Genomic DNA, 20,070 nt, shown 5'->3' on the forward strand with positions numbered 1-20,070 from the left:
CGGGATGCGTGGCCGAAACATAAAACGGTCAGGCCGATAGTTTCAGACACCTGACCATCAGAATATTGACGGTCAGGTTGGCAGGGGCCTACTGTCCCGGAGAAACGATCGACGTGGCGGCGCCGAAAGTTTCAAGCCGCCAAGAGTGAGGTCAGAAGGCTCTGCAGATGAAACACCAGGTCGGCATGGCGGTGCCGAACCTGTCCGGCGCTCGCGGTCCGGAGCTGAAGGAGCACGGCACCGTCGCCGTCCTACGTTCCGGGAAAGCACCGGGACCGAAACGCGAGGGGTGTCCGGCGAGCGCAGCGCAGTCTCTCGGTGCCGGGCCACACCTCACATCCTGACCACAGCAAGCGAAAAGAGGTCGCCGTGAAGTTCCGCAAGGTCTCAGCGGTCGTGTTCGCCGCTACCGCGGCCCTCAGCATGGCAGCCTGCTCAGGCTCGTCGTCCGGGACTTCCTCCGGCGGGTCGGACGGCTCGTCGTTCGAGTTCTGGTCGTTCACCGGGATCGACGCGAAGGGGTCCGCCGCCGAGTACAAGGCGAAGAGGCCGGACATCCAGATCAAGCTGACCGAGGTGGGGAACGCGCAGGAGACGGCGCAGGCGCTCACGACGGCGCTGGCCGGCGGCAAGGTGCCCGACCTGGTGCTGATCCAGGGCGACGACCTGCCCAAGTTCGTCCAGCAGCCGCAGAACTTCGTCGACCTGCGCACGATGGGCGCAGACAAGATCAAGGGTGACTACCTCGACTGGGTGATCAGCCAGCCCACGACCAAGGACGGTTCGATCATCGGCATCCCGACCGACGTCGGCGGCATGGCCATCGCCTACCGCGCCGACCTGTTCAAGAAGGCCGGGCTGCCGACGGACCGTGAGGAGGTCAGCAAGCTCTGGCCCACCTGGGACGCCTTCATCGAGACCGGCAAGAAGTACACGGCGGCCACCGGCAAGGCGTTCGTCGACAACGCCGGCGGGAGTGTGTACTCGCAGGTGGTCAACCAGGGGCAGGAGAAGTACTACGACCCCGCGGGCAACCTGGTGTACGAACGGAGCCCCCAGGTCAAGGCCGCCTTCGACCTGGCGCTCAAGGCCGTGGCCGCCGGGATCACCGCCAAGCAGAGCACCTTCACCGAGGGCTGGAGCGCCGCGATGAAGAAGGGGGAATTCGCCGTCATCGCCGCACCGGTCTGGATGCTCGGCTCCATCCGCGACAACGCCCCCGACACCAAGGGCGAGTGGAACATCGCCACGATCCCCGGCGGCTCGGGCAACTGGGGCGGCAGCTTCCTCGCCATCCCCAAGGGCGCCAAGAACCCGAAGGCCGCCTGGGACTACATCGCCGCCACACAGTCGCCGCAGGGCCAGCTCGACCACTTCTCGAAGGCCAGGTCGCTGCCGGCGACCCCGTCGGTCTACAAGGACCCGAAGCTCACCTCCGCCAAGGACGAATTCTTCTCCGGCGCACCGATCGGCACGATTTACACCGACTCTCTGCTCGGCCTGAAGCCGTTCCTCATCGGACCGGACAGCACCACGATCGGTACGGAGTTCACGAACGCCATCACCAACGTCGAGCAGGGCAAGGGTGATCCCGCGAAGGCGTGGGACGCGGCGGTGACCAACATCAAGAACGCGATCGGCAGCTAGAACCCCTCACGAGCGCCGCCGGCGCGGGTCGTCCTCCCGACACGGCGCCGGCGGCGGGGAAGCGAGCAGACCGTGACGACGAGCATCACCCCCACCACGGCGGGCTTGCCCCCCGCCCCGCCGGTGGAGGCGGCGCGGCGCGGTTTCACCGAGATCATCGCCCCCTACGCCTACATCGCCCCGTTCTTCGTGCTCTTCGCGGTGTTCGGCCTCATCCCGCTGCTGTTCACCTTCTACGTGGCGCTGTTCGACTGGAACCCGATCGGCGAGCACGTGTTCGTCGGCCTGGACAACTTCGACCGGCTGTTCGGGGACGTGCGGTTCTGGAACGCGGCGCGCAACACCGTCAGCATCTGGCTGCTGTCCACCGTGCCGCAGTTGCTGGTCGCGCTGCTGCTCGCGCACCTGCTCAACCACGTGCGGCTGCGCCTCGCGGTGTTCTTCCGCATGACGATGCTCGTGCCGTACGTCACCTCGGTGGCCGCCACCGCCATCGTGTTCGTCCAGATGTTCGACCGCGACTACGGGTTGCTGAACTGGCTGCTCGGCCTGGTGGGCGTCGAGCACATCGACTTCACCCAGTCGGTGGCGGGCAGCCATGTGCTGATCGCCGTCATGGTGGCCTGGCGGTGGTTCGGCTACACGACGCTGCTCTACCTGGCTTCCCTGCAGGCCGTTCCCCGGGCGATCTACGAGGCGGCCGCCGTCGACGGGGCCGGAAATGTGCGGCAGTTCCTGCACATCTCCCTCCCCGCGTTGCGGCCGGTCATCGTGTTCACGATCGTGACCTCGACGATCGGCGGGCTGCAGATCTTCACCGAGGCCCTGCTCGTGAACCGCGGCGCGGCCAACACCTGTGGGCCGATCCGTCAGTGCCAGACGCTCACTCTCTTCCTGTTCGAGCAGGGGTTCATCCAGTTCAAGTTCGGTTACGCCGCGGCGATCGGCGTGGCGCTGTTCGTGATGGTCGTCGGGTTCGCCGGCCTCAACTACTTCCTGTCCACCCGGATCCGCCCGGTCAAGGGCTGAGGGGGCGATCATGAGCATGACGAGACCACGCTCCGGCGATCGTGTCCGATGGTGGACCTACGCGCTGCTCGCGCTCGCCGCCTTCGCCTGCCTGTTCCCTCTGTACTGGATGTTCGTCGTCGCCACCACCGACACCGCGACGGCGACGACGCTGCCGCCCGAGATCGTGCCGGGCGGCAACTTCTTCCACCTCGCCGGTCTGGTGTTCTCGACCGTGCCGTTCGTCCGGTCGGTCGTCAACAGCCTGGTCGTGGCCGGGACGATCGGGGTGGGCCAGGCGGTGCTGTGCGCGCTGGCGGGCTTCGCGTTCGCCAAACTGCGCTTCCGTGGCCGCGACGCATTGTTCCTGCTCGTCGTCCTGACGATGACCGTGCCGACCCAGCTCGCGATCGTCCCCCAGTACATGATCACCTCGTGGCTGGGCTGGGTGGACACGCTCCAGGCGCTGATCGTCCCCGGCCTGGCGAACGCCTTCGGGATCTTCTGGATGCGTCAGCACATATCGTCCACCATCAGTGACGAGATCCTCCAGGCGGCCCGCATCGACGGGGCGTCGACCTGGCAGATCTTCTGGCGCGTCGCGTTCCCGCTGGTACGTCCCGCCGCCTTCGTGCTCGGCCTGCTGGGCTTTGTCACCGCCTGGAACGACTTCCTGTGGCCGTTCGTGGTGCTGAAGTCGCCGGAGATGTACACCGTTCAGATCGCGATCAAGGCGCTGCAGAACAGCTTCAACATCGACCTCGGGCTCGCCATGTCCGGCTCCTTCCTCGCCACCCTCCCGCTGCTCGTCCTGTTCGTCTTCGTCGGGCGGCGCATGGTGGCCGGAATCATGGACGGCGCCTTCAAGGGCTGAGGCGGTGCGGCGGCGCCGAGCGCCGCCACACCGATGCGGTACTCCTCAGGTCGTGCCGCGGTACGCCGGCAGGGTGCCAGGGGAGGCCACGCTCAGAGGATGGTGTCCTTGACCGCGATCTGACCGTTGTCGATCACGAATGTCTGGTTGGCGTTGGGCACGCACTGCCACAGGTAGACCGGTGCGCCGTTCGCGCGGCCGTTGGTGACGTCCAGGCAGATGCGGTTGCCCGAGTTGAGGGTGGACCTGAGGATGATCAGGCCCTTCTGGACGGCCCAGAGCTGGTTCGCGTTTCCGAGGCACTGCCACTGGTACACCCGGGTTCCGTTGGCGCGGTTGTTGGAGGCGTCCAGGCACATCTCCCGTCCCGTGCCGATGGTGTCCTCCACCTTGATGAGGCCGTCCTGGAAGACGAACTTCTGGTTGGGGTTGTTGTCCTGACACTGCCAGAGGTACATCTGCGTACCGTTGCCGCGGTTGTTGCTGAGGTCGACGCACGCCGGGGTGCCGACCCGGGCCGTACGGCCGTCGTGCGGGTGATCAGAGGCCACGGCGGGCAGGGTGGTGACCGCGCCCACAGCGGCGGAGATGACGGCGACGGCCAGCAGACGGCGAGCGAGCATGCTTGTCTCCCTGAGAAGGTTGATCGGGTCGCAAAGCACCATCCCACTACTCATCGTCACTGATCAATTACCTGGCGCGCGTGTCCTGTCCTGCGGCGGAACCCAGGGCTGCCGGAGACAGCGGTGCCGACACCAGGTCGGCCAGCTCGATCCAGGCGTCGACCCGCTTCCGGAGTGGTTCAGGAGGAGACCGCCGCGGTCGGGCGCGCCGCCCAAGTGCCGATCCGTGACCGGGCGAAGCGGACGGCACGACTTGGTCGTAGAGGCTCCTCCGGGGCGAGGTCAGGTTCCCGCGCATCGGGACCGGCGTCCCTGCCTGGCGGGATACGGGCCAGCCGACAATTTCGGGAAACGGCCGCGGGCCGTTGTGTACCGAAAGGAACGGATGAGATGACAGATCAGGTCGAGGCTGTCTCAGCGCCGACGAGGGCGGAGCGGGGCTGGCACTTACCCCGGAGCCGCGCGTGGATACTGGTGTCGATCTTTCCACTCTGGATAGTGGCCTTCATATCGCTCCAACTGGTGGCTGGGACGGATGGACCGCCGCCCACCCCCAAGACCGTAGAAGAAGCCGTGGCTCAGTATGCGGATGTATCGACGCCCGGTTGGATCGCGTGGACGCTGTTCGCGAGCGGGATCCTGGTGCTGACCTCGGTCGCGGCTCTGTGGCTCGGGTGGGCGGTGCGTGGCCTTCGTGGCGGCGGGATCGCGGCGTGGCTGGGCACTGCGGCGGTGGTGGCCGGCGTGCTCGACAGCATCGTGACGATTTATGTGACGATAGGCCTCAAGCTCTCTGACCCGCCATCGTATCCGCCGCTGATCGAACAGTTCGCTCTGGGCGTCGAGAGTTCGAAGGCGTGGGCCAACCCGCTAATCTGCGGCCTGTTCACCGCTACGGTCGCCGTCGTCGCCGCGATCGTGTGGCGTGAGAAGGTGCTGGGCCGGTCAGCGCTGGTGATAGCCGTGCTGGGGGGCGTGTTCACGGTGCTGACCATCGTCATACCAGTGCCCTTGTTCGCGGCGATTCTTCTCCTGGTGCTCGGGGTCGTGCTGCTGCGGTCCCGGAAGCCGGGCAGTGCCTGATCTCCGCCTGATCGCCGGAGGGACAAACCCTGCACCGACAGGCATCATGGTTGCCGTGACCGCCACGAGGACCGGCGCCGGCAGGCGGATCGGCAACCTACTGCTCGCCGCGTCCGTCGTGCTGGCGTGCGGAGCCCTGGTCGGCGTAGTCGGAGGCGGCCTGGCGTGGACGGAGTGGGTCCGCGCCGTGGAGGCGCTGCTGTTGCTCGGGGTCGGTGTGGTCGGTAGCTTCGTCGTCCACGCCGACCCGCGCAACGCCTCCGGATGGCTGATGCTCGCGGGCTCGCTCGGCGACTCCGCCACCGCGTTCGGCCAGGTATGGATCACCAGAGCCCTCGCCGAGGAAGCGGCGTCGGTGCAGTCGGTCGCGCTCGTCGCCGTCATCTCTGCGGTCGGCTCCGGCGCGCTGATCGGCATGGGGACGCTCGGAATACTGCTGTTCCCCACGGGTCGTCCGCCATCGGCCCGGTGGCGTCCGATCAGTTGGTCGATGATCGTCCTCGTGGCAGTCCTGGTCGTCTCCGACCTGTTCGCCTCCAAGCTGGACGGGCCCGTCGACGTGTCCAACCCGCTCTCGCCTGCGGGCAGTGGTCAGGTTTTCGACCTGCTCCTCCTCGCCGGAGTCCTCCTTTGTCCGCCGGCGACGACCCTGGCCGCAGTGGCGGTCACGGTGCGGTACCGCGGCACATCCGATGAGCGGGTACGTCGCGCCCTGCGGCTTGTCATCGTCGTCGCCTGGCTCTGGGCGGGCTCGTGGCTCGTGTGCCTTCCACTCGCGGCGGCCGGGGATTGGGCGCCATGGCTTGGTTCACTGGCCGACATCCTCCTGGTCCTGTTCGCCGTGGCGACGTGGGTGGGCATCGTGCGGTACGGCCTGTTGGACATCAAGTTCGTCCTGAGCCGCGCCCTCGCCTACGGGGTGCTGACGGCGATCGCTCTGATCGCGTACGCCGCAGTGGTGTGGCTGTTGGGAGTCTTCGTAGCGGGTTGGGCGCGTGTCGACATCACGATCGTCGTCGCCGTCTTCGCCACACTGCCCCTGCGGGACCTCGTGCAACGACGGGTGAACCTGCTGGTCTACGGTATGCGGAGCGATCCCGCCTCTGTGCTGACCAGGCTGGCGCAACGACTCGGAGACGCGGCCAGCCCGGACGACGCCCTCCCGGCCGCGTTGCGCACGCTGGCAGAGGTTTTCGGCCTTCGGTATGCGGCCGTGGAGGTCGCCGGCGCGACGATTGTTTCCTATGGCGCTCCGGGCGGTGAAGGCCTTGAGCGGGTGTCCCTGCCGTTCGCGAGCGAGGTGATCGGACACCTTGTCATTGAAGGTGGTGCGGCGGACGATCCCATCGGACGCAGTGACCGAGCGCTGCTCGACCGCCTCGCGCCGCAACTCGGCGTCACCGCGCGGTCCGCGCTGCTGGCCCGCGCGCTGCGGGAGTCTCGGGACCGGCTGATCGTCGCTCGTGACGAGGAACGTCGCCGCATCAGACGCGACCTCCATGATGGGCTCGGTCCCACGCTCGCCGGCATGGTGCTGGATATCGAGCACGCCAGCCGACACCTGACCGAGGACCCGGGCGTGGCGGAGCGGGCATTGACCCGGTTGCACACTACGGCTCAGGAAGCGGTCACTGACGTCCGCCGCCTTGTCTACGCACTTCGTCCGCCGGCTATCGATGCCTTGGGCCTGGCGGGCGCCATCCGCGAACAGGCGGAGCGGCTCGGAGCCAGTGGGTTCGAGACCGACGAGCTGCTCCCGCCCCTGCCCGCCGCTGTCGAGAACGCGACGTATCTGATAGCGCTTGAAGCGATGACGAACGCCGCTACCCACGCCCGCCACGGGCCGTTCAGGGTGCATCTGGCTGCGGGAGAGGCACTTGAACTTGAGGTAGCCGACGATGGACCTGGCCTGCCCGCCGGGTACCGGCCCGGTGTCGGAATCCAGTCCATGCGTGAACGGGCCGCCGAACTCGGCGGGAGTCTGTGCATCACTGATCGGAATCCACGAGGAACCCTGGTTCGCTTGCTGCTGCCCTTGACCGTCGGCGTCCCGGAGTGAGAGGTCAGACGAAGCACATGGAGAGGAGTCGCCGTGACGGTCGACGATCCCGCGGAGCCGCTCCGCGTCGTGATCGCTGACGATCACCCACTCTTCCGAGACGGGCTGGGACGGCTCATCGCGGACACGAGCGGCTTGACCCTGCTCGCTGAAGCTTCATCCGGCGAGGAAGCGGTCGATGTGTGCGCGCGCCTGCTACCGGACGTCGTGGTCATGGACCTGCGCATGCCAGGAGAGGTGGACGGCGTCGAGGCCACCCGCCGCATCGTGAACGCCGCAACGGCTGGCGCCGTTCTCGTCCTCACCATGGTCGACGATGACGCGGCCGTCTTCGCTGCCATGCGCGCCGGCGCGCGGGGCTACGCCCTCAAGGGCTCCGCCGGTGCGGACATCGTGGAGTCCATCCGTGTGGTGGCGGCGGGTAAGGCCGTCTTCGGAGCCTCGATCGCGGCGCGAATGAACAGGTACTTCTCACGGCCGGGCCAAGGCGCGGGTAAGAGTGCGGCCTTCCCGCAGCTTTCGGCCCGGGAGCTTGAGGTGCTCGATTTGATGGCGGCCGGTGCGGGCAACGCAGTGATCGCGGCCAACCTCGTGCTGAGCGAGAAGACCGTGCGCAACAACGTCTCGAGCATCCTCACCAAGCTTCAGCTCACCAGCCGAGCCGAAGCGATCGCCCGAGCACGGGACGCGGGCCTCGGAGTGAACGAGCAAGAGGGTTGACGCCGAACGGCCTCCTGCGAACGATCAGCTCGGCATGAGGGTGGGACATGTCACCCCCTACAGGGCGGCCGGGAGAAGTCTCGCCTCCCGGCTCCCACAGACCAGGACGACCGGCCGCGACCGATCAACCGGTGGGTACGCTTGCCCGCCCGGCGGTGCGGCGAGCATGCTAGGAAAAAATGTGCCACAAGAGCACCATGCGCTGCCGGGGCGTTCACCGCCAGGCTGCGCCGGGGACCGCGACCTGGGTCGAGAGCACCTGGCCGGTTCCGGGCGGCACCATCTCGGGCATGCGCCACTCGGCCGCCAGGATGAACAGCGTCTTTCCGTCAGTGCCGCCGAGCGTGCAGGCGAAGCATCCCCGGTCGACTTCGACGGTCTGCAGGATCTCTCCGCCCTCCCGGATCCGCACGCAGCGCCTGTTGCCGACGTCGGCGTACCAGACGGCGCCCTCGGCGTCGACGCAGATGCCGTCGGGGTGGTCCTCGCCGCTGTCGGCCCAGACCCGGCGGCCCGCCAGGCTGCCGTCGGCCTCGATGTCGAAGGCGGTGAGGCTGTTGCCGTACGAGTCGGCGACGATCAGCGTCGAGTCGTCCCGCGTCACGGCCATGCCGTTGGGGAAGGCGATGTCGCCGGCCACCTGGCGGGCCGAACCGTCGGGGCTGACGTGCACGATGTATCCCGGCGCGAACGCGCCACCGCCGAGCATGTCGAAGCCGATCCGGTTGACATAGATGTTGCCGCGGCCGTCGACGACGATCTCGTTCCAGCCGCGGCCGAGACCGGTGAGGTCCGCCTCGGTCACTAGAGAGCCGTCGGGTTCCCGTCGCAGCAGCAGCCCCCGCGCGGAGTCGACGATCATCAGCCGTCCGTCGGCCCGCCAGTCCGTGCAGAGCGGTAGCGAGTCCACCCGGGCCACCACTTCGTGCCTGCCGTCCAGGTCGAGCGCGATCACCTCACCGGCAGTCCAGTCGGAGAAGTAGAGGCGGCCGTCGTGCCAGCGTGGCGACTCGACCAGCCCGAGGCCCGTAAGCCACGTACGCAGTTCCGGCATTGACGGCTCCCTCCGCGACGTCCACTCCGCCGCTGGGAGACGACAGTACGCAACCCCTACGACAGTTTCCGGGGCATCGCCGGCCCAGGAAGCCGCGCGGGTGCCGATCGGCTCGCCGAACACCGGGGCCCTGCGGGCTCGTGGAGACCGGTGAGCCCAGGCCCCCGTACGCCTTCGCCGGGACGTGGTCGTCTCCGGCGAAGGCGCGTGGCGCGTCGGCGTCTCGGCCGCGTCGCCGCGTCGCTCAGACGCGGGTCCACTTCTGGTTGTTCTGGCCGTTGCACGACCAGATCTGCACCTTCGTGCCATTGGCGGTGCCGCTCCCGGACACGTCCAGGCACTTGTTCGCCCCGACCGCGGTGATCGTGCCGTCGGAGTTGAGGCGCCATTTCTGGTTGTTCTGCCCGTTGCAGTCCCAGATGATCACCGAGCTGCCGTCGGCGGTGCCGGCGTTGTTGACGTCCAGGCACTTGTTGCCGTACACCCGCAACTCAGACGCGCTGGTCGAGGCCCATTTCTGGTTGTTCTGCCCGTTGCAGTCCCAGATCAGCACCTGCGCGCCGTTGGACTGGGAGGCGCCGTTCACATCCAGGCACCGGCCCGAGGCGACCCCTCTGAGCGCGCCCGTGGCCGGAGGAGTGGACGTGGGGGTGGAGGTGGGGGTAGCCGTGGGCGTCGCCGTGGGTGAGGCGGTGGTCCCGGCGACGGTGATCAGGATCGCCTCCCGCGCGGGCACGGTGGTGGCGTAGCTGTTGGTGAAGGTCCCGGCGTCGGTCCCCGTCCACAGATTCCGTACGGTGGCCGCGCCGCTCAGGCCGAGGTCCGACCAGCGGACGGTCATGGACGCGGACGAGGTGGTCCGGTTGAGCAGGAGCACGGCCCGGCGGCCGGTGCCGGAGAGCACCTTGCTGTAGACCTGGCGTCCGCTCTGGTCCTCGGCGACCTTCACGCCCTGCCGTCCGAGCGGATCCTGGTCGACCGCGAGCACTTCCCGGTTCGTCAGGATCGCCCGGGTCTCCGCGCTCATCGTGGCGATGTTGTTCCCGGCCAGCAACGGCGCCCCGGAGATCGCCCACAGGCCCATGTGCGTACGGTTCTGCGCGGCGGAGAAGCCGTTCATGCCGACGATGAGCATGTCGGGGTCGTTGTAGTGACCGGGGGTCTGCGCGTTCGGGTGCTGGGCGGAGTCGAAGTTGGCCAGCATCCGGTCCATCGAGGCGTTCTCGCCCCAGTAGATGATGTCCCCGCTGGTGCGCCACATGGTGGAGATGGCCGGCGCCCAGTCCCACGGGTTCTGCGCGCCCCAGTTGCAGACCGACAGCACCATCGGCCGTCCGGTCTGCGCGGTGGCGCGGTCGATCGCGGCGCTGATCGCCTGGTAGGCGGTGCGGGCGTTGAGCCCCTCGGCCTGCCCGCCGCACCAGTCGACCTTCACGAAGTCGAAGCCCCAGCGGGAGAACTGCAGGAAGTCCTGGTCGTAGTGGCCCTCGCTGCCGCTGTTCGGGGCCGCCGGCCGGCCGGTCGGGTAGTAGTAGCCGCAGCCGTTACGTCCGGCGTCGGTGTAGATACCCGCCTTGAGGCCCTTGCTGTGGATGTAGTCGGCGATGGCCTGCATTCCGCCGGGCCACTCGGCGGTGTCGACCGTGATGTTGCCGGAGGAGTCCCGCGTCCCCTGCCACCAGCCCTCGTCGATGTTGACGTACTCGTAGCCGGCGTCCTTCATCCCCGAGGACACCATCGCGTCCACCTGGTTCTTGATCACGTTGTAGTTGATCTGGGCGGCGAAGGTGTTCCAGGAGGCCCAGCCCATGGGAGGTGTCGCGACGGCCGCGACGGCCGCGGCCGGCACGGCGACCGTTCGCACCGCGCCGGCCGGGACGGCCCACGCCACCGACGCCAGGGCGAGGACCACGACCTGTACGGCGACGACCAGCCGCGACAGGGGCCGGGTGAGGGATGGCGCCGGGGCCGGGTGACCACTCCCGGCGTCGTCGGAACGGCGTCGCCGTACGGGTCCGCGTAGTCGCATCGTGCCTCCTCGTCTCTGAGGTGCTCGTGTCGGTGGGGTTCACCGAGTTGGAGAAAGCGCGGCGTTCCACGCACTGCGCGGGTGCCCGGCCGAGCCGGAGCGGGGTCCGGTGTTAGCGTTAACATCACGCAGTGTCGGCACCCTCCCCGGTGGAGAGGCAGGTGGTGGTGGCGCCGAAGGGAGCGAATATGACATCTCGGGCACCGTCAAGTGGCCGGCCACCCGTCCCGCCCGACTCCCTGCTGCGGCGTCCCCGCCGTCCCGCCGGGGGTGAAACGTTCATCTGCGGTAGGCTCCCGGCGCCGTCGGCGACAGAACAGGACAAGGGGGACAGGCGAGATGGCTCTGGAGATCGAGAGCCGGCCGTCCGACTCGCCGTACATCGAGCGGGTGTGGCGGAGCACCAGCCAGGACGTCAGCCGGATGACGTCCGTGGCGACGGCGCACTGGGACCTGGTCGTCTGGGAGCACCGCGGACAGGTCAGCGTGTCGGTGCAGGGCCCGGAGTCGAGGGCAGCCAGGGCCTCCGTGCCCGAGGACGCGACGTTCTTCGGGATCGTCTTCGCGCTCGGCACCTCGATGCCGCATCTTCCGGCGAACCGCCTCGTCGACGCCATGGCGGAGATACCCGACGCGACCCGCAGGACGTTCCACCTCAAGGGGTCCGCCTGGTGTCTTCCGAGCTACGACAACGCCGAGATGTTCGTCCGCCGCATGGTGCGCGAGGACATTCTGGCACGTGACCCGGTCGTCGCCGCGGTGCTCGGCGGCGCGTCCCCGGACCTGTCGGAGCGCACCCTCCAGCGGCGCTTCCTCGCGGCGACCGGCCTCACCCGCGGCGCGGTGCGGCAGATCGACCGTGCCCGGCGGGCGGCCGTGCTGATCCGGGACGGCGTGCCCGCTGTCGAGGTGGTCCACCGGCTCGGTTACTTCGACCAGCCGCATCTGGCGAGGTCGCTGGCCCGTTACGTCGGGCAGACCGCCACGCGGTTGAGTGAGCGGGATCCGGCGGAGCCGCTGTCGCTTCTGTACAAGACCTGAGCACCGCCGTCCTCCTAGCCTTCCCTTCGCCGCCGTCGATACGGCGAGCGGCGCGAACCGGGCGCCGCCGAGGAAAAGGGGAACGGAGCAATGGCGAAGATCGTTTCGAGTTTCTTCATCTCGCTGGACGGCGTGGTCGAGTCGCCGGACCAGTGGCACTTCCCGTACTGGAGCGACGAGATGGGCGCCGCCGTCGAGACGGGCATGCGGAACGCCGCGGGTTTCCTGATGGGCCGCGCGTTGTACGACGAGTGGTCGGCCTACTGGACGACGACCGACCAGGACCCCGAGGTGGCGGCGACCTTCAACAACGCCCGCAAGTGGGTCGTGTCGAACAGCCTGGAGAGGGCCGACTGGTCCAACACCACCCTCGTCTCCGGTGACGTCGCGGGCAGGCTGCGCGAACTCAAGGAACAGATCACCGAAGGCGACATCCAGATGTCCGGCAGCGCGACGACCGTGCGATGGCTGCTGGCCAACGGACTGCTCGACGAGTTGAACCTGCTGGTGCACCCGATCGTCGTCGGCCGCGGCCGGCGGCTGTTCGAGGACGCCCCGGCGCACAAGCTGAAGCTGGTCAGGTCCGAGACGTTCACGACCGGGGTGCTGCACCTGTCCTACGTCCCCGACGCCGGCTGATCGGCTCACGCGCACGCACCGTCTGCAGGCGCACGCGCCGTCATGGTCGTGTTCGGATAGCGTCGGGGCATGCGGCTTCATGTGGGATGCGCGATGTGGACGCACAAGCCGTGGCAGGGGCGCCTCCTGCCGCATCCGCTCCCGCCCGGAGAGCGCCTGCGGGCCTACGCGACCTGGTGCAACGCGGTCGAGGGCAACACCACCTTCTACGCGACGCCCACGCGGGCCACGGTGGAGACCTGGGCCGGGCAGACCGGCCCGGACTTCCGCTTCGTGGTCAAGCTGCCCAGGTCGATCACCCACGAACGCCGCCTCACCGGCGCCGAGGACGAGGTGCGCGCGTTCTTCGACGCGATCGAGCCGCTGGGTCCGCGCGCCCACACCCTGTGGATCCAGCTTCCCGGCTCGTTCGGGCCCGCTGACACCGGGGTCCTCGGGACCTTCCTCGCCCGGCTTCCCCGTTCCCACCGGTACGGCGTGGAGGTGCGGCACCGCGCGTTCTTCGACGACCCCCGGGCCGTACGGCTACTGGAGGCCGTCCTGGCGGGCGCCGGCGCGGAGTGGATCCCGTTCGACACGACCGTGCTGTTCAGGAGCCCGCCGACCAGCGACGCCGAGCGCGACGCCTGGACGAAGAAGCCACGCGTGTCCCTGCGCGCCGCGGCCCTCACCGACCGGCCGGTCGTCCGCTATCTCGGCCGCGACGACCGGGCGCGTACGGTCGAGGGCTGGCGCCACTGGGTGGACACCGTCGCCGGGTGGCTGCGCGAGGGCCGCTCGCCGACGGTGTTCGTGCACACCCCCGACAACGCCGACGCGCCGGCGCTCGCCCGCCTGTTCCACGACGAGGTACGGGCCGAGGTGCCCGGCGTCGAGCCACTGCCGGAACCGCTGGCCGGGCGAATCGGCGAGCCGGCTCAGGACGAGCCGCTCACCCTGTTCTGATCATTTCTCGACGGCCGCATCACGTTCCTGACGGCCGCATCACGTTCCCGACGGCCGTGCATCACTTCTGACGCCCCGCATCACTTCTTGACGGCGCGCAGCAGGACGAATTTCGGGTCGCTCGCGACGACCTCGCAGTTGCCGAAGAGCCGGCGTAGCTTGACGTGATAGCCGAGGTGGCGGTTGCCCACCACCCACAGTTCGCCGCCCCGCCGCAACCCCGCGCGGGCGCCGTTGAACATCCGCCAGGCGGTCGCGTCGGTCCGGCCGCGGTGGCTGTGGAACGGCGGGTTGTTGAGCACCAGGTCCGCCGTGCCCGGCGGGAAGCCCGCCATGCCGTCGGCCGCCGTGAACCGCGCGACCACGCCCGCCGGGGCGTTCGCCAGGAACGTCGCCTCCGCCGAGGCCAGCGCCTGGTACGACTCGTCGACGAACGTCACCTCGGCATCCTGGTTGGACAGCGCCGCGGCGAGCCCGATCACCCCGTTGCCGCAGCCTAGGTCGACGACGTGCTCCGCCCCCGTACGCGTGGGCAGGTTGCGGAGGAGCAGGCCGGTGCCCGCGTCGAGACGGTCGGCGCTGAAGACCCCGGCGTGGCTGACGACGGTCAGGCCGGAGACCACCCCGGCGTCGGCGGGCAGGCGGAGGCTCCGCGGCCATGGACCGTCCTTCCGGAGCGGCCCGGGCTCCGGTGCGCAGAAGATCAGCCGGGCCTTCTTCACGGCCAGGGAGGTCCTGGTCGGCCCGAGGAGGCGTTCGAACAGCCGCAGCGTCGAGGTGTGGATCTCGGTGGCCATCCCCGCGCCGAGGACCACGGTGCCGGGACGCACGGCCGGGGCGAGACGGTGCAACTGGTCCTCCAGGAGCGCGAGGCTCTTCGGTACCCGGACCAGCAGCACGTCGATCCGCTCCGGCGGCGCCTCCCTGGTCGTGCGCAGCCGTACGGCGTCGGTGGGCAGGCCGTTGCGTTCCAGGTTGGCGAGGGTCGCCCGCCTGCCGAGGAAGGAGTCACTGATCTGGATCGGGTGGTGCCCGGCGAGCACGGTGACCAGGGCGCCCCACCGGTCGCCCAGCACGACCACGCTCCCCGACAGGTCCACCGGCCCGTCCTCGCGTTCGTCGAGATGACGCAGCAGGTATTCGTCGGCGGCGTCCCACGCGCGCAGCGGGTCGCGGGGATCCTCGGGGAAGCGGGCGAGGCCGAAGTCCCCGCGCGCTGTCGTCAGGCGCTCCATCGCGCCCCAGGCTAGTGCCCCGCTCAGCCGCGGCGGCGGGCGTTCCACCACAGCACGAGCGCCAGGATCGCGATCGTGACGCAGCCTCCGGCGGCCAGCCCCGCGAAGAAGTCCGCCCCCTCGCCTTCGGACCGTCCCACCAGAAGCCACAGCGCGACGAGGACGATCAGGATCGCGGCCGTCACGACATAGAACTGACGGCTGAGGAAGACGCTCCGCGCCGGGGCCGCGGGCGGGGAGTCGATCCGCGCGGCCGGTCCCACGGTGGCGGCCCTGGGCCGTTTGAAGTATTCGAAGCAGACCCAGGTGCCGCAGGGCTCCCAGCCCTCGGGCGCGAGGCGCGCGGCCAGCGCCCGGGCGCCGCCCGGCGTCACCCGCTCCCTGCGGTACTCCCACCGCTGCGGACGCTCCGGGTCGCGGTGGCTGACGAACCTGCCGAGGGCGTCGACCCGGTCGACCTCCCAGCCCTGGTCGCCGAGCCGGGCCAGCATCCGCCGGTCGGCGAAGACGTCGGCGGTCCACCGCCATTCGGTCGCGTCCGCCGTGTCCGCCGTGTCCGCCGCGTCCGCCTCGGGCGAGCGCGCCGCCAGCAGCTGCTCCGCGAACCGGCCGACCGGCCCGAACTCCTCCTCCGGGCCCGCGCCGGTCTCGTCGGCGTACGACGCGAGGTCGGCGACGATGGCCCCGGCCTGCTCGTCCGGCACGCCGCCCGCGCGCAGCAGCGCGGTGAGCTCGTCGAGGTAGCCGGTCACTTCAGCCCTCCCGAGGCCAGCATGGAGCGTACGGACTCGTCGAACGCCAGCCACAGGCGGCCCTGCTCGGCGAGCGTCCGCCGGCCCTGCTCCGTCAGCCGGTAGTAGCGCCGTCCGGGGCCGCGCTCGGTCACCCGGAACTCGGCCGACACCAGGCCCGCCTCCTCCAGCCGGTTGAGCACGGGATACAGCGTGCCGCCCCTGATCTGGCCGAGTCCCGAGGCGGCGAGCGTCTTGGCGATCTCGTAGCCGTAGTTCTCGCCCTCGGTCAGGCTGGCCAGCACCAGCAGATCGAGGACTCCCTTGAGCCAGCTCGCCCGGCGGTCGGTCGCCATGCGCCCATCCTCGCACGGTAGCGGTGCTATCTAGACGGCTCGCCGACCTGCTGCTGTCCTGGCGCGGGCGCGAGCACCAGGCCCCGGAGGTCGATCAGGACGTGCGCCACGATCGGCAGTAGCAGGCTGCCGGTGGCCAGGTACATGGCGGTGAGCCAGAACCCGAGGAGGGCCACCGCGGCCATGCCCTTCCAGCCCTGGTAGTAGTGGCCCGCCACGAACACCGCCAGGGCGAGGACCGCGGCCACGCTCGGGTTCAGGCCCAGGACGCCGATGCCCAGCGCGATGAGCAGGCCGCGGTAGACGACCTCCTCGCAGACGCCCGCGGTGACCGCCATCGCGGCGGCGTGCCACCGCTCGGCGGGGGTGCGCGGCAGCAGCGCCGCCACGGCCGCCTGACCCGGTACGGCGCGGCCGGTCCGGGCGGCGTGGCGGAGCACCACCGAGCCGGCCACCAGGGCGCAGGCCAGGCCGCCCGCCATCGCCGCGACCTTCCCGAGGTCGTCCGGCCGGGTGAAGCCGAGGTCGCCGAGGCCCGCCCCCGGCGACAGCACCAGGATCAGCGCCGTCACGGCGATCCAGGCCCACTCCTCGCCGATCCACATCCGGTACGCCCGGACCAGCGCCCGGGGGTCGACGGCGCGGCGTCGCTCCAGCCGGTCGTACTGGCGTCTGCCGAGCCAGGGGGAGACGAAGGCCAGATAGGCCGTCAGCGGCGCCGCCAGGAACAGGCTCGGGACCGTGAAAGTCGGAACGGTCATGACCAGCCGCCCTTTCTACGTCAGGTGACGATCTAGACGATAGGGCGATCTAGTTAGGGATGCAACCTATAGAGCCTCGACAGGGAAGCTACTCGTGTGCGTATACTCGCTGACGAGTAGTCAAGGTGAGGTGAGGGCCGATGGCCGGACGGCGGAAGGTGAACAACCTGCTGGGTCTGGCGGTGCTTTCGACGGTCGTCCAGCGCCCCATGCATCCGTACGAGATGGCCACCCTGATGCGGGCCCGCGGCAAGGACCGCGACATGGGCGTCAAGTGGGGGTCGCTCTACACAGTCGTGCGCAACCTGGAGAAACACGGGTTCCTGGAGGTGGAGGGGACCGTGCGCGAAGGGGCGCACCCCGAGCGCACGATCTACCGCATCACCGAGGCCGGGCGGGCCGAGCTGGCCGACTGGGTCCGCGACCTGATCGCGGACCCCGAGCCCGAACGGCCGAGGTTCGAGGCCGCTCTCTCGGTGTGCGGAGTGCTTCCGCCGGACGAGCTGACCGGCCTGTTGCGGCGCCGGCTGGCCCTGCTGGAGGAGGACGTCGCCGCGCAGCGGGAGGCCCTCGCCGAGTGGCGCCGGGAGACGCCGCGGCTGTTCCTCGTCGAGGCGGAGTACGACCTGGCCGTCCGTGCGGCGGAGGCGGCGTGGATCCGGTCCTTCGTCGAGGAACTGACCAGTGGGGCCTTCCCCGACCTGCCCATGTGGCGGGCCTGGCACGAGTCGGGACGGATGCCGCCCGAGATGGCCGAACTCGCCGAAAGGGGCCTCACCTCGGACTGAACCCCATATGCGAACCCCGGCGTGGTGCGGGAACACCCCGCCGGGGTCGCGACCCTCGAACCGAAACCCGCGGACGGATCCGGTCGCAAGGTTGGCAACCGCAAGGATAGCCGGGCTCCCTCCACGGGCCGGTTCGGACACCCGTACGAACCGACACAGGAGAAGACGATGGAGAAGATCACGCAGAAGCAGGCGCCCGGCATGGAGGGTGCGATGGCCCGGTGGTACGCGCGCCAGCGCGCCTCCGCGCCCCAGCTGGCCGCCGTACGGCGGTTCGCGGCCGAGGTCACGGCGGGGCTGCCCGCGGGGGCGGCCGTCCTGGAGGTGGCCCCCGGCCCGGGTCATCTGGCCGTCGAGCTGGCCCGGCTCGGGTTCGCGGTGACCGGGCTCGACCTCAGCCGCACGTTCGTGGAGATCGCGACCGGCAACGCCCGCCGGGCTGGGGTGCGCGTCGACGTGCGGCACGGCGATGCCGCCGACCTCCCGTTCCCCGACCGCTCCTTCGACCTGGTCGTCTGCCAGGCCGCCTTCAAGAACTTCGGACGGCCCGTGCGCGCCCTCGACGAGATGCACCGGGTGCTGCGCCCCGGCGGCCGGGCGGTGATCCACGACATGAGCCGGGAGGCGACCCGGGCCGCCGTCGACGAGGAGATCAGGGGCATGGGGCTCACGCCGCTGAACGCCCTCATGACGAAGGTGCCGCTGCTCGCGCTGCGCCGCCGCGCCTACTCCCGCGACCTGTTCGCCCGCCTCGCCGCCGAGAGCGCGTTCGGGACCTGTGAGATCCGTACGGAGGGCATCAGCGTCGAGGTCCGGCTGACCAGACCGGCCCCGTAGGGCCGGCCCCCCGGGCGCCCGCCCCGTCGTCAGGACGGGGCGGGTACGGCCGGGGTCTCCTCGTCGGCGACCCGCAGTCCGCGTACGCCGGGGGCCAGCAGGGCGGCCAGCGTGACCAGGACGGTGATCGCGCCGCAGGCGACCAGCGCCGGCCGCGGACCCACCGCGATGGCCACGGGCCCGGCCAGCAGCAGGCCGAGCGGCCCGAACATCAGGGACCCGAGCGCGTCGTAGGAACTCACCCGCGACAGCGACTCGGCCGGGATCTCGCGCTGCATCGTGGTCTGCCACAGCACGCCGAAGATGTCGAAGCACACGCCCATCACGAACGCCCCGCCCACGACCGTCCACAGCGGCGCGTCCAGGCCGAGCAGCACGTACGGCGCGGCGGTCGGCAGCGTGAGCAGCGTGGCGACCAGGATGGGCCGCCGGGGGCGCAGGCGCAGCGTGACGACCACTCCCACGATCATGCCGACGGCCTCGCCCGCGAGGACGGCCGACCAGGCGGGCGCGCCGCCGAGCGACTCCTTGGCGACGAGCGGCCCGAGCACGCCGTGGGAGGCCTGCAGCGCCATGACCAGGATCGAGAACTGGGCGACGACCACCCACAGCCACTGGCGGGAGACGAACTCGCGCCAGCCGTCCCGCAGCTCGGCCGCCACCGAGTGCCCGCCGCCCGCCGCGCGCTCGGCCGGGGTGAGCCGCAGCAGCGCGATCAGCACGGCGGCCACGGAGAACATGGCCCCGCTGACGGTCAGCGCCCAGCCGCTCCCCAGCAGGACCACGGCGGCGCCGCTCAGCACCAGGCCGGCGACGCGGGAGACGTTCTGGCCCAGCCCCAGCAGCGCGTTCGCGGTCTGCAGCCGGTCGGCGGGCACCACGTCCGGGATGATGCCGGTCAGCGCGGGGAACAGGGCCGCGGCGGCGATGCCGCTCACCGCGCTCGCGACCACGAGGGCGGTGAGCGGCGTCCAGCCGGTGAGCATCATCGCGGCCAGGCAGAAGTACGCCGCCGCGTTGAGCGACTCGCCCACCATCATGACCCGGTGGCGCGGCAGCCGGTCGGCGATCACGCCGCCGACGAGGATGAACAGCACCATCGGCAGCGCCTCGGCGGTGAGCACGGCCGACAGTGTCGTGGCGGTCGCGCCCGGGAGGCCGAGCACGCCGAAGGCGAGGGCCACCGGCGCGAAGGCGGTGCCGAGCACGGAGATCGTCCGGGCCGCCAGCAGCAGGGCGAACCGCCGATCCCCGAGCAGGCCGAGATCTCGGCGCACACCGGCCATGTGAGAACTCCGGGAGACGGGGTGGACGTGGAGAAAGCGTGGACGTGGAGAAAGCGTGGACGTGGAGAAAGGGGACGTGGGGACGGGCGGACGCCGCGAAAGGATGACAGCCCATCGTGCCGCTCCCGCACCCGTCCGTCATCTCGTTTATCGCCCCGGCGCCGCCGCCGGAAAGCCGCCGGGAGTCGCCGGGAGTCGCCGGGGATTCGCCCTGTCCACCTCGGTTGACGTGCTGAGAGCTTCCCGGGGAGACCAAGTGGGGTCCGGCGCCTATCCTTGGGAGGCAGGGGTAGTCTCGGCGGGAAGACAAGAGCGATCCTTCCGGAATTCCGCTCTTGTGCATGTCCTGGGGAA

Annotated in this window: 19 protein-coding genes; 11 read left to right on the forward strand and 8 right to left on the reverse strand. The window is 69.9% G+C overall.

From position 1 onward, the window contains the following. Positions 1-369 precede the first annotated feature (369 nt). The 3 genes from OG344_RS09390 (at position 370) to OG344_RS09400 (ending at position 3,529) form a co-directional block, all read left to right on the forward strand. Entirely contained in the window at positions 370-1,647 is a 1,278-nt protein-coding gene (locus tag OG344_RS09390) for an ABC transporter substrate-binding protein (RefSeq protein WP_405087883.1), read from the forward strand. Positions 1,648-1,719: 72 nt separating this feature from the next. Further along, positions 1,720-2,676: a carbohydrate ABC transporter permease gene (locus tag OG344_RS09395; protein WP_405087884.1), complete on the forward strand. Its 957-nt coding sequence runs from the start codon at positions 1,720-1,722 to the stop codon at positions 2,674-2,676. A 10-nt stretch (positions 2,677-2,686) separates the two neighbouring features. Beyond that, a complete protein-coding gene (locus tag OG344_RS09400) occupies positions 2,687-3,529 on the forward strand; it encodes a carbohydrate ABC transporter permease (protein WP_405087885.1) in 843 nt (280 codons plus the stop codon). A 92-nt stretch (positions 3,530-3,621) separates the two neighbouring features. On the opposite strand, the gene OG344_RS09405 is transcribed toward OG344_RS09400, so the two are convergent. Next, positions 3,622-4,152, reverse strand: coding sequence for a ricin-type beta-trefoil lectin domain protein (locus OG344_RS09405; RefSeq protein ID WP_405087886.1), 531 nt, complete (start codon positions 4,150-4,152; stop codon positions 3,622-3,624). Positions 4,153-4,626: 474 nt separating this feature from the next. On the opposite strand from OG344_RS09405, the gene OG344_RS09410 reads away from it, so the two are divergent. The 3 genes from OG344_RS09410 to OG344_RS09420 are packed head-to-tail and all read left to right on the forward strand — an operon-like array spanning position 4,627 to position 8,014. After that, positions 4,627-5,235 (forward strand): hypothetical protein, encoded by a 609-nt coding sequence (locus OG344_RS09410; RefSeq protein ID WP_405087887.1) that lies wholly within the window; start codon positions 4,627-4,629, stop codon positions 5,233-5,235. A 55-nt stretch (positions 5,236-5,290) separates the two neighbouring features. Further along, on the forward strand, positions 5,291-7,294 hold the full coding sequence (locus tag OG344_RS09415; RefSeq protein WP_405087888.1) for a sensor histidine kinase: 2,004 nt from the start codon (positions 5,291-5,293) through the stop codon (positions 7,292-7,294). Positions 7,295-7,327: 33 nt separating this feature from the next. After that, positions 7,328-8,014 carry a response regulator gene (locus OG344_RS09420; protein ID WP_405087889.1) on the forward strand — a complete coding sequence of 229 codons (687 nt, stop codon included), beginning with the start codon at positions 7,328-7,330 and terminating at the stop codon, positions 8,012-8,014. A gap of 214 nt (positions 8,015-8,228) precedes the next feature. Here OG344_RS09420 and OG344_RS09425 read toward each other — a convergent pair whose 3' ends face one another. Together OG344_RS09425 and OG344_RS09430 are read right to left on the reverse strand one after the other, a co-directional pair. Continuing rightward, a complete protein-coding gene (locus tag OG344_RS09425) occupies positions 8,229-9,068 on the reverse strand; it encodes an SMP-30/gluconolactonase/LRE family protein (protein ID WP_405087890.1) in 840 nt (279 codons plus the stop codon). Positions 9,069-9,312: 244 nt separating this feature from the next. Then, positions 9,313-11,097, reverse strand: coding sequence for a glycoside hydrolase family 27 protein (locus OG344_RS09430; RefSeq protein ID WP_405087891.1), 1,785 nt, complete (start codon positions 11,095-11,097; stop codon positions 9,313-9,315). Between the two features lie 339 nt (positions 11,098-11,436). Between OG344_RS09430 and OG344_RS09435 the strand changes: the two genes are divergently transcribed. From OG344_RS09435 to OG344_RS09445, 3 genes are all read left to right on the forward strand, one after another. Beyond that, entirely contained in the window at positions 11,437-12,138 is a 702-nt protein-coding gene (locus OG344_RS09435) for a helix-turn-helix domain-containing protein (protein WP_405087893.1), read from the forward strand. Between the two features lie 90 nt (positions 12,139-12,228). Then, entirely contained in the window at positions 12,229-12,777 is a 549-nt protein-coding gene (locus OG344_RS09440; RefSeq protein WP_405087894.1) for a dihydrofolate reductase family protein, read from the forward strand. A gap of 69 nt (positions 12,778-12,846) precedes the next feature. Next, positions 12,847-13,722, forward strand: a complete 876-nt coding sequence (locus OG344_RS09445; RefSeq protein ID WP_405087895.1) for a DUF72 domain-containing protein — start codon at positions 12,847-12,849, stop codon at positions 13,720-13,722. An 80-nt stretch (positions 13,723-13,802) separates the two neighbouring features. Here the strand turns inward: OG344_RS09445 and OG344_RS09450 are convergent, their stop codons facing one another. From OG344_RS09450 to OG344_RS09465, 4 genes are read right to left on the reverse strand one after another with little or no spacing between them, the layout of a single operon-like run. Then, entirely contained in the window at positions 13,803-14,957 is a 1,155-nt protein-coding gene (locus OG344_RS09450) for a methyltransferase (RefSeq protein WP_405087896.1), read from the reverse strand. Between the two features lie 23 nt (positions 14,958-14,980). Continuing rightward, positions 14,981-15,709 carry a hypothetical protein gene (locus OG344_RS09455; RefSeq protein ID WP_405087897.1) on the reverse strand — a complete coding sequence of 243 codons (729 nt, stop codon included), beginning with the start codon at positions 15,707-15,709 and terminating at the stop codon, positions 14,981-14,983. Then, the gene (locus tag OG344_RS09460) at positions 15,706-16,044 is read right to left on the reverse strand and encodes a PadR family transcriptional regulator (RefSeq protein WP_327048853.1); all 339 of its coding nucleotides are present in this window, start codon (positions 16,042-16,044) and stop codon (positions 15,706-15,708) included. The genes OG344_RS09455 and OG344_RS09460 overlap by 4 nt, the downstream gene beginning before the upstream one ends. A gap of 26 nt (positions 16,045-16,070) precedes the next feature. Then, entirely contained in the window at positions 16,071-16,805 is a 735-nt protein-coding gene (locus OG344_RS09465; protein ID WP_405087898.1) for a CPBP family intramembrane glutamic endopeptidase, read from the reverse strand. 140 nt (positions 16,806-16,945) lie between these two features. On the opposite strand from OG344_RS09465, the gene OG344_RS09470 reads away from it, so the two are divergent. Both OG344_RS09470 and OG344_RS09475 read left to right on the forward strand, forming a co-directional pair. Then, positions 16,946-17,593 carry a PadR family transcriptional regulator gene (locus tag OG344_RS09470; RefSeq protein WP_405087899.1) on the forward strand — a complete coding sequence of 216 codons (648 nt, stop codon included), beginning with the start codon at positions 16,946-16,948 and terminating at the stop codon, positions 17,591-17,593. A 168-nt stretch (positions 17,594-17,761) separates the two neighbouring features. Next, a complete protein-coding gene (locus OG344_RS09475) occupies positions 17,762-18,430 on the forward strand; it encodes a class I SAM-dependent methyltransferase (protein ID WP_405087900.1) in 669 nt (222 codons plus the stop codon). 29 nt (positions 18,431-18,459) lie between these two features. On the opposite strand, the gene OG344_RS09480 is transcribed toward OG344_RS09475, so the two are convergent. Continuing rightward, positions 18,460-19,716 (reverse strand): MFS transporter, encoded by a 1,257-nt coding sequence (locus tag OG344_RS09480; RefSeq protein ID WP_405087901.1) that lies wholly within the window; start codon positions 19,714-19,716, stop codon positions 18,460-18,462. Between the last annotated feature and the right edge of the window lie 354 nt (positions 19,717-20,070).

Source organism: Microbispora sp. NBC_01389, from assembly GCF_045040095.1.
In the GTDB taxonomy this organism is placed as follows: domain Bacteria; phylum Actinomycetota; class Actinomycetes; order Streptosporangiales; family Streptosporangiaceae; genus Microbispora.